The 8,778-nt window shown below is 76.3% G+C and carries 7 protein-coding genes; 5 read left to right on the forward strand and 2 right to left on the reverse strand.

What is annotated here, in order from left to right:
• The first annotated feature begins 161 nt into the window (after nucleotides 1-161).
• The 3 genes from EBN88_RS26360 (at nucleotide 162) to EBN88_RS26370 (ending at nucleotide 2,897) form a co-directional block, all read left to right on the forward strand.
• Nucleotides 162-1,127, forward strand: a complete 966-nt coding sequence (locus EBN88_RS26360) for an aldo/keto reductase (RefSeq protein WP_407703464.1) — start codon at nucleotides 162-164, stop codon at nucleotides 1,125-1,127.
• Nucleotides 1,124-1,990 (forward strand): amidohydrolase family protein, encoded by an 867-nt coding sequence (locus tag EBN88_RS26365; RefSeq protein ID WP_233580981.1) that lies wholly within the window; start codon nucleotides 1,124-1,126, stop codon nucleotides 1,988-1,990. The genes EBN88_RS26360 and EBN88_RS26365 overlap by 4 nt, the downstream gene beginning before the upstream one ends.
• Before the next feature lie 124 nt (nucleotides 1,991-2,114).
• Nucleotides 2,115-2,897 carry a class I SAM-dependent methyltransferase gene (locus tag EBN88_RS26370; RefSeq protein WP_122399554.1) on the forward strand — a complete coding sequence of 261 codons (783 nt, stop codon included), beginning with the start codon at nucleotides 2,115-2,117 and terminating at the stop codon, nucleotides 2,895-2,897.
• Between the two features lie 153 nt (nucleotides 2,898-3,050).
• Here EBN88_RS26370 and EBN88_RS26375 read toward each other — a convergent pair whose 3' ends face one another.
• Complete coding sequence (locus EBN88_RS26375) at nucleotides 3,051-3,719, reverse strand: AAA family ATPase (RefSeq protein WP_122399555.1); 669 nt, start codon at nucleotides 3,717-3,719, stop codon at nucleotides 3,051-3,053.
• Nucleotides 3,720-3,998: 279 nt separating this feature from the next.
• Here EBN88_RS26375 and EBN88_RS26380 point away from each other — a divergent pair, with 279 nt between their 5' ends.
• Nucleotides 3,999-5,759 (forward strand): ABC transporter ATP-binding protein, encoded by a 1,761-nt coding sequence (locus tag EBN88_RS26380; protein ID WP_122399556.1) that lies wholly within the window; start codon nucleotides 3,999-4,001, stop codon nucleotides 5,757-5,759.
• Nucleotides 5,756-7,417 (forward strand): ATP-binding cassette domain-containing protein, encoded by a 1,662-nt coding sequence (locus EBN88_RS26385; protein WP_122399557.1) that lies wholly within the window; start codon nucleotides 5,756-5,758, stop codon nucleotides 7,415-7,417. The genes EBN88_RS26380 and EBN88_RS26385 overlap by 4 nt, the downstream gene beginning before the upstream one ends.
• 70 nt (nucleotides 7,418-7,487) lie before the next feature.
• Here EBN88_RS26385 and EBN88_RS26390 read toward each other — a convergent pair whose 3' ends face one another.
• Entirely contained in the window at nucleotides 7,488-8,366 is an 879-nt protein-coding gene (locus tag EBN88_RS26390) for a hydrolase (protein ID WP_233580982.1), read from the reverse strand.
• Nucleotides 8,367-8,778: the final 412 nt, after the last annotated feature.

Here is an 8,778-nt window from a genome sequence, read left to right on the forward strand (position 1 = left end):
CGACGCGCGCCGGTGCTCGCACCGGGGTGCGGGCCGCTGTTGGCGCCCGGGTGCGCCCGGGCGCGCGGGCCCGTGCTCGCGCCGGAGTGCGCGCCGGCGGTGGCACGGTGACGGGCGTGGTCGCCGGCGGGCGGGCGACGTTGGGGCGCTCGGGCGTGACCGTGAGCCGGATCGGCCTGGGCACGGCCCCGTTGGCCGGGCTCTTCACCCCGGTCTCCGAGGCCGAGGCGGAGCGAACGTTGGAGGCCGCCTGGGAGGCGGGCGTCCGGTTCTTCGACACCGCGCCCCACTACGGGCTCGGCGTGGCCGAGCGGAGGCTCGGCGCGTTCCTGGCCGACCGCCCCAGGGACGAGGTCGTGGTCTCCACCAAGGTGGGCCGCCTGCTGCGCCCGGGCTTCTCGCCGCCGGGCACCGAGGGCTTCCACGGTGTGCCCACGGACCTGGCGCGCGTCTGGGACTTCAGCGCCGAAGGGGTGCGGGCCTCGCTCACCGAGAGCCTGGAGCGGTCCGGCCTCGACGCCTTCGACCTGGTGCTGCTCCACGACCCCGACGACCACGGCGAGCAGGCGCTGGCCGTGGCCTATCCGGCGCTGGCCGAGCTGCGCGACCAGGGCGTGGTCCGGGCCATCGGCGCCGGGATGAACCAGACCGCGATGCTGACGCGGCTGGTCAGGGAGACGGACCTGGACGTGGTGCTGGTCGCCGGCCGTTACTCGTTGCTCGACCGGAGCGCGGCCGAGGAGCTGCTGCCGGCGTGCGCGGCGCGCAACGTGGGCGTGTTGGTCGGCGGGGTGTTCAACAGCGGGCTGTTGGCCGCCCCGCGCGCCGGCGCGACGTTCGACTACGCGCCGGCGCCCGAGCCGTTGCTCCGCGGGGCGCGCGCGATGGCCGAGCACTGCGCCGCGTTCGGGGTGCCGCTGCCGGCCGCCGCCGTGCGGTTCGCGCTGCGCCACCCGGCCGTCGGCGGGGTGGTGCTCGGCGCGCGCGACGGCCGCGAGATCACCGAGAACGTCGCCCATGCCGCGACCGAGATCCCCGATGAGCTGTGGGACCTGCTGGAGGCGGACGCCACGGGAGCCGGCGCGGCCGGGGACGGCCGGGCCCGGGACGGCGGGGCCGCGCGGTGACCGGCTCCGGCGGGCTGATCGACGCCCACCACCACCTGTGGGACCCCGCGCACCGGCCCCAGCCCTGGCTCCTGGAGTCGGGGATGGCCACGCTGCACCGGGCCTTCGGCGTCGGGGAGTTGACCGAGACGGTCGCGGGCTCCGGGGTGACCGGAACGGTGTTGGTGCAGGTGCTCCCCGACCCGGCGGAGACGGTGGAGTTCCTGGCCGTCGCCGAACGCACGCCGCTGGTCGCCGGGGTGGTCGGCTGGGTCGATCTGACGGCGGGCGCGGGGGCGGTGGCCGAGGACCTGGCCCGGCTGCGCTCCGGCCCCGGCGGCGGGAAGCTGGTCGGGGTGCGCCATCTGGTGCAGGGCGAGGCCGACCCCCGGTGGCTGTGCCGGCCCGAGGTGCGCGCCGGTCTTTCGGCGGTCGCCGACGCCGGACTCGTCTACGACCTGCTGGTTCTCCCCCACCAACTGCCCGCCGCCATCGAGACGGTGCGGGCGCTGCCCGAGCTGCGCTGTGTGCTGGACCATCTGGCCAAGCCGCCGATCGCCTCGGGCGAGTTGGAGCCGTGGGCCGGCCCGCTGCGCGAGCTGGCCGCCGAGCCACGGGTCAGCTGCAAGCTGTCGGGGCTGGTGACCGAGGCGGAGTGGGGGGCGTGGACGGTGGACCAGTTGCGCCCCTACGCGGCGGTCGCGCTGGACGCCTTCGGCCCGGGTCGGGTGCTGTTCGGCTCGGACTGGCCGGTCTGTCTGGCCGCCGCCTCCTACGCGGATGTGCTGGGCGCGGCACGGGAGTTGACCGGCGGGCTGGCCCCCACCGAACGCGCGGCGGTCTTCGGCGACAACGCCCGCCGGGTCTACGGGCTCCCGGGCTGACGGCCCGCGCCGGCGTGAAGCCCGCGCCGGCGCGCGACCACGCTCCACACGCCGGCGCTCGCGCCGTTCCCCTGGTCGCCGGCCAGCCGTCGACCGTCGGGCCCTCGGGACTAGACTTTGTCCCGTGACGAAACAAACCCGGGACGGCAGTGCAGGGGACGCCGACTACGGTGCCATCGCCGCCGACTACAGCCGCTACCGCCAGCCCGACCCCCGGATCGCCGACGCGATCGCCCGCGCCCTGGCCCCGGCCGAGACCGTGGTCAACGTCGGCGCGGGCGCCGGCTCGTACGAGTCCGTCGCGCCCCGGGTCACCGCCGTCGAGCCGTCCCGCACGATGCGGGCGCGCCGCCCGCCGCACCTCGCCCCGGCCGTGAACGCCGCCGCCGAGGCCCTGCCGTTCGACGACGACGCCTTCGACGCGGCGATGACCACGTTCAGCGTGCACCAGTGGAACGACCTCGCGGCCGGGCTGCGGGAGTCGCGCCGGGTGGCGCGCGGCCCGGTGGTCGTCCTCACCTGCGACCCCGCGCTGGTGCGGGACTTCTGGCTGCACTCCTACGCGCCCTCGGTGCTGGACACCGAGGCGCGGCGCTACCCGGCGATCGAGGAGATCACCGCCCTCCTCGGCGGCCACGCCACGGTGGAGCGGGTGCCGATACCGCTCGACTGCGTCGACGGCTTCAACGAGGCGTACTACGGCCGCCCGGAGCGACTGCTCGACCCCGGGGCCAGGGACGCCTGTTCGGCCTGGAGCTTCGTGGAGCCGTCGGTGCGCGAGCGGTATGTCGAGGCGCTGCGCGCCGCGTTGCACGACGGCAGCTGGGACGCCCGGCACGGCGAGCTGCGTCACCGCCCCAGCTGGCTGGGCTCCCTCGTGTTGGTGCGCGCCGTCCCGGAAGGCTGACCCGCCGCGCCGACACCCCGCCACTCCCGACGACCCGAAACGCCCGTTGAGCCCACGTGCCCGGCAGCGGCAGGCCCCGGCGCCGGCCGGGGCCCAACGGGCCACTTTCGGACGGGCTTTGCCGATCGTTTGCCCGAGTCGGGGCGGCGGCCGCTAGAGGCGTTCCACCAGCGGGAACCGCGTTGCCGTCGGGGCGTCGTCCGGGGTCACGAACGACAGGGTGGCCCGCGCGGCGACCGGCGCGTCGAGCAGCACCACCGCGCCGCAGCCCGGCGGCAGCCGCCCCGCCTCGACCCGGGCCAACAGCCGGCTGAGCGCCCGGCGATGGCGGCGGAACGCGTAGGCGGAGACCGCCCGGCCGCGTCGCCGCTGCCCGGCCAGCGCCTCCTCCGGCGGAACGTCGAGGAGCAGCAGGTCGTAGGGCCGCCGCCGGCGCCAGGCGTGCCAGGCCAGCCACGCCCGCACCCAGCGCACCCGCCCGCAGTCGTGCACCAGCACGGCGTCCCGGCGCCGCAGCGTGCGCCACAGCCTCAGGTAGTGCGCCAGGCGCACCAGCGGGCGGTAGGCCGCGTAGGGCAGCCGTTCGCCCAGCCGCCGGTCCCAACGCGCCCTGACCTCCTGGGAGTCGACGGTCAGCACGCTCCCCGGGCCGCCGCCGGGGCCGGTCGCACGCGCCATCAGGGTGGACTTCCCGCAGCCGGGCAGGCCGCTGACCAGCACCCGGTGCCCGGCCGGCCAACAGAGGGTCAGCGGCCCGCCGCCGGGCTCGCCACGCAGGTCGCGAACGCGGGAGTCGGCCGCGTCGGCCACGGTCTGGTCCATTGTGCCCCTTCAACCGGCCGCAGGTCGGCCTACCTGGCCGATTCTGCCCGCTGTTGACCTGCTCAGGGCGCCCGCACGGCTCAACTGGCCATTGCACGACGGGCGATGGGCCAGAAACCATCGAACAGGCGCACGGCGGCCACTCCGGGCCGTCCCGGCCGACGTCGGCGCGGCGGGCCTTCGGGCCCGCGTGCCACGGCGGATGGAGCGTGACGATCTCGGGTACGGTCTCCGGGTCGCCTCCCGGAGCCCCCTCCCCACGCTTGGAGTCCGTTCGCGATGCCGCCTGCGGTCAGCCCGGCCCCGTTCCGTCCGCTCTCCCTCGCGTTGCCGTATCTCGCCCCGCACCGGGGCCGGTTGGCGCTGCTGGGCGTGGCGCTGGTCGCCTCGACGGCGGTGGCGGTGGCCGCGCCCCAGCTGCTGCGGCGGTTCGTGGACCGGGCGGCCGAGGGGGCGGGGACGGGGACGCTGCTGTGGGCCGCCGCCGCGTTCGCCGGACTGGCCCTGCTCGCCGAGGCGTTGCTGGTGCTCGGCGACGCGCTGGCCGCCCGGGTCGCCTGGTCGGCGACCAACGCGCTCCGGCTCGACCTGGTGCGGCACTGCCTTCGACTGGACCTCACCTTCACCCAACGGCACCCGCCGGGCGCGCTGGTGGACCGGATCGACGGGGACGTCGGGCGGCTGGCGAACCTCTTCTCCCGGATGGTTCCGCTGCTGATCGCCAACGGGCTGCTGCTGCTCGGCATCGGCGTCGCGCTGCTGGCCACCGACTGGCGGGTGGCCCTGGGCTATCTGCCGCTGGTCGGCGGCGGCGTGGTGCTGCTGCGACGGCTGACGCGCGGCGCGGTCCCGGCCGCGGCGGCCCAACGCGCCGCGTCGGCCGCCCTGTTGGGGCGGGTCGCCGAACATGTCGACGGGCTGCCCGACCTGAGGGGCGCGGGGGCGAACGACGTGGCGCGGCGGGCCTTCTGGCGGGACGCCGCCACGCTGCTCGCCGTCGCGCGGCACGCGATCACGCTCGGCGTGCGCTGGCCGGCCGCCGCCCAGGGCCTCGCCTCGGCCGGGTTGCTGCTGGCCCTGCTGGCCGGGGCCGCGCTGCACCTGGGCGGGCACCTCTCGCTGGGCGGCGCCTATGTGCTGATCGCCTACGCCGGAATGCTCCAGATGCCGCTGCTGCACATCGCCCACCAGGCACACGACCTGCAACAGGCCCTGGGCGCCTGGCAGCGCGTCGGCGAGCTGCTGGCGGAACGCCCGAGCGTGGTCGACGGGCCCGGGCGGCTGCCCCGGCCGGCCGGCGGCGCCCTGGGCGTGGCCCTGGAGGAGGTCACGTTCCGCTACGCGCCGGACGAGAAGCCGGCGCTCGACGGCGTCACGCTGCGGCTCGCGCCCGGCCGGCGGCTGGCCCTCCTGGGGCGCACCGGCTCGGGCAAGAGCACCCTCGCCGGGCTGCTCTTCCGGTTCGCCGACCCGACCTCGGGCCGCGTCCTCCTCGACGGCCACGACCTGCGCGGGCTGTCCGGCGACTCGGTGCGCCGCCAGGTCGGCCTGGTCACCCAGGAGGTGCGGATCTTCCACGCCACGGTCAGGGAGAACGTCTCCCTCTTCGACACTTGGTTGAGTGACCGTCAGATCGAGGCGGCGGTCCGGGAGGTGGGACTCGGCGACTGGCTGGACGCGCTGCCGGACGGGCTGTCCACCCGACTCGGCGCCGGCGGGCGGCCGGTGTCCGAGGGCGAGGCGCAACTCCTCTCGCTCGCCCGGGTGTTGGTCACCGACCCGGCGCTGGTGGTGCTCGACGAGCCGACCTCCCGGCTCTCCCCCGCCGGCCGCCGCGCCCTGCACACGGCGACCGAGCGGCTGCTGGCCGGGCGGACCGCCGTGCTCGTCGCCCACCAGCTCGACACGGTGCGCACGGCGGACGAGGTGGCCGTGCTGGCGGACGGCCGGCTGGTCGAACACGGCCCGCGCGCCGCGCTGTTGGAGGATCCGGACTCCGAGTTCAGCCGCCGCCTGTCGGCCGGGGAGTTGGGCCGGTGACCCGCCATCTGCTGCGGCTGCTCGCCGCCCGCCCCGGCCCCCAGCTGCTCCTGGACGCCTGCTGGACGCTGCTGAGAACCACCCTGCTGCTGACCGGGCTGCTCCTCCAGGCGGCCCTCGACACGCTGGCGAACGGGTCCGGCGACTGGGGCCAGATCCCTCTGTGGGCAGGCCTGTTGGCGGTCAATGAGGCGGCGAGGCTGGCCCTCTGGTACGGGCTGGTGCTGCCGAGGCTGGAGCCCGGGTACACCTACACGGTGCGCGCCGGGCTCCAGGACCGGGTGCTGGACGCGCTCCTCGCCCGGCCGGCGGGGGCCGCGCCGCGCCACCCGACCGGCGAGGTGGTCAGCAGGCTCGGCGGCGACGCCGACGAGGTGGGCGTCTTCGCCATCTGGTCGGCGTCCAACGTGGCGCGCCTGCTGGTGGCCGGCGCGGCCGTCGCCGTGCTGTGGGCGACGGACGTGCGGGCCACGCTGGCGCTGGTGGCGTTGATCGCGCTGGTCACGGCGGTGGGCCGGGCGCTGGGCGGGCCGGTGGAACGGCACCGGGCGGCCAGCCGGGCCGCCGCCGGCGAGGTCGGCACCCGGGTCGCCGAGATCGTCGGCGGGCTGGCGACGGTGCGCGCGGGCCGGGCCGAGGAACGGGTCGTCGCCCGGCTGGCCGAGGCCAACGCGGTCCGCCGGCGGGCGGCGGTGCGGGACGAGGTCCTCACCTCGCTCCAGGGGGCCGTGCTGCGGGCCACCACGGCGCTGGGCACCGGCGCCGTGCTGCTGCTGGTCGCCGGGCAGATGCGGGCCGGCCGGTTCTCGCTGGGCGACCTGGCGCTCTTCCTGGCCTATCTGCCGTTCGTCACGGAGGCCGTGCACACCCTGGGCACCCTCCCCGGCCGGGTCAGGCAGGCCGGCGTCTCACTCGGCCGCCTCGCCCAACTCGCGGACGGACCAGCCAGGTTGGTGACCCCGGCGCCCGTCCATCTGCGGGCGGAGCCACCGCCGTCCGCTCCCCCGCCGGCCCGCTCCCCACTGGAACGGCTCACCGCGACCGGACTCGGCTACCGCCACGCGGACGGCCAACGGGCCCTGCGCGGCATCGACCTGGAGCTGACCGCCGGATCGGCGACCGTGGTCACCGGCCCGGTCGGCGCCGGCAAGAGCACCCTGCTCCGGCTGGTCGCCGGCCAACTCCCGCCCGGCGAGGGGGAGCTGTGGTGGAACGGGCAACGGATCGCCCGGCCGCAGGAGTTCCTCGTTCCTCCCCGGTGCGGGTATCTCCCCCAGGAAGCCCGGCTGTTCAGCGGCACCCTGCGGGAGAACATCCTGCTCGGCCGGGAGCCCGACGAGAGCGCCGTGCGGGCGGCGGTCCGGCTGGCCCTGCTGGAGGACGACCTGGCGCGGATGCCGGACGGCCTGGAGACGGTCGTCGGGCCGCGCGGGCAGCGCCTCTCGGGCGGCCAGGTGCGCCGGGTGGCGCTGGCCCGACTCCTTTCGCGGGAGCCGGAGTTGCTGGTGCTCGACGATCCTCTGGCCGGCCTGGACATCGACACCGCGCGCGCCCTGTGGACGAACCTGCGGGCCCGTCGCCGCGCCCTGCTGCTGGTCGCCCACGAGCCCTGGGTGCTGCGCGAGGCGGACGCACACGCCGAACTCCCGCGCGCGTGAGGGATGTTGGAGACGGCCGTCCGGGGTGGGTGCCACCGCCAGTCCCGGACGGCCGCGTTCGGGGGTGGCGTCAGCAGCCGGTGCGGGTGGTGCCCACCGCGATGTCGTCGTACCAGAGGGTGTCGGCGCCCTGGCCGTAGCTCTCCCAGCCCAGGCGCAGGTCGGCCACCTCGGGCGCCCAGCCCGCGCGGCTGAGCCACTGCTGGTCCACGTCGTGCGTGGGCTCGCCGTCCACCACCAGGCCCTCCACCAGCTCGCCGTTGAGCCAGGTCTCCAACAGACCGTTCTGCCCGTCAAGTTGGAACTCCAGGCAGGACCACTCGTCCACCGGAAGCGGGGCGCTCAGCGCCACGCCCGCCGGGCTCTGGGCGGGCAACGTCGCGTCGTCGGACTCCCGGTTCCACTGGAGCGCCGCGTTCTGGCCGCCCATCCGCAGGTCGCGGGAGTTGTCGTTGACGTCCTCCATCGCCATGAACGTCACGTGCTGCATGGGGAGTTCGGTGGTGTGGCGGACCCAGAAGCGCACATAGAGGCCGGCCGAGGTGTCCACGTCGGCGAGGTCGGTGGCGGCGAAGACATGGTTGCAGTAGCCCTCGGCGCCGTCGATCCGGAGCGACTGGCTGCCCTCGTGGCCCACCGTGGTGTCGACGGTCGCCGTGCCCAGGCCCGAACAGTCGCGGGTCTCCACGGCCCACCGCCCGGACGGGGCGCCGCCGGCCATCGCCTCGAAGTCCTCGCAGAAGCCGTCCGTGGTGCACTCGGCCGACGGGCCCGTGCCCTGGCGCCCGTCCGTTTCGCCGCCCAGCGCGGTGGTCGCGCCGGCGGCGACCAGCGCCAGGGCGGCCGCGACCGTCGCCGGCGCGCGCCAACGGTGTCGCACAGGGGATGTCGGCGCGGCGGGGCCGGGCTCGGGAGGGCGTGCCGAGGTGTCGGTGGGGGATGACGTCATGTCCAACTCCTGCTCCGTGTGGGGGCGGTGCGGCTGGCGACCATGCCGTGCGGTGTCCCGACCAACACGACATGGGAGCGCTCCCATTGCGCCTGACGGTAGCCCGCCGCCGGCCGGCGGTCCAGAAGCCGGCAGCATCGGGTTTTCGCCGCGCGCCGGGCGCGCGCGCCGGCGGCCGGGACCGGGAGCGGCGCGAACGGCCTGCCCGCGCCGCTCCGCGCGCCTCCCGGCCGGCCGGCCCAACTCCCCCCGCCGGCCCATTCTTTACTCGGCTTGACCGGGCCCTGCCCGAACCTTTACCCGGACCCCGCGTGCGCGCGGACGAGCGCGAACCGGGTCCAGTGGCCTAGCCGTGTCCGTGAAGTCTCGCCGGGCCCGCGACGCCATACGCGGCACCTCGCCGCGTTACCGC

The organism is Streptomyces triticirhizae (genome assembly GCF_003696235.1).
In the GTDB taxonomy this organism is placed as follows: domain Bacteria; phylum Actinomycetota; class Actinomycetes; order Streptomycetales; family Streptomycetaceae; genus Streptomyces; species Streptomyces triticirhizae.